At 42.6% G+C, this 500-nt stretch carries 1 protein-coding gene; it reads left to right on the forward strand.

Features of this window, described 5'->3' with window-relative positions; translation table 11 throughout:
- Positions 1-85: 85 nt before the first annotated feature.
- Positions 86-500 (forward strand): 3D domain-containing protein (locus EIZ48_RS31640; RefSeq protein ID WP_205298657.1); only part of this gene is annotated, 415 nt, incomplete at its 3' end.

Below are 500 nucleotides of genomic sequence, written 5' to 3' on the forward strand. Positions count from 1 at the left end.
CATGATGACGGATGATGACACCTATGTGCCACTTCCTAGCTGATTCCAAGGAATATGTACCTTTAAGAAATGAACACAAGGCCTATTGCGAAAACTACTCTTCATATTTATTCTTGCCACGGCTTGCTCCAAAAAGCCTGATGCTAAATTGAAACCTCCCCAGTTTGAATGGTTGGGGCATGAGGTAACTGCTTCGGCCTATAATTCTGTCTTTTGGCAAACGGATAGTATTTCTCCCTCGGTAGCTGCATGGGGGGATACCTTAAAACCCGGCATGAAATGCATTGCGGTCTCACGCGACCTCATTAAAATGGGGCTTACACACAATACGATGGTTAAAATAGACACCTTTCCAGACACCTTTTATGTAAAGGACAAAATGCACTGGAAGTGGAAAAACCGAATTGACATCTACATGGGAAAAGATGTAAAAAAAGCGCGGGAATGGGGAAAAAAGAGGTTGCAAATTTGCTATGCTCTCCCTTTGGACACTATTTTTA

Source organism: Photobacterium alginatilyticum, from assembly GCF_009910675.1.
Classification (GTDB): domain Bacteria; phylum Pseudomonadota; class Gammaproteobacteria; order Enterobacterales; family Vibrionaceae; genus Photobacterium; species Photobacterium alginatilyticum.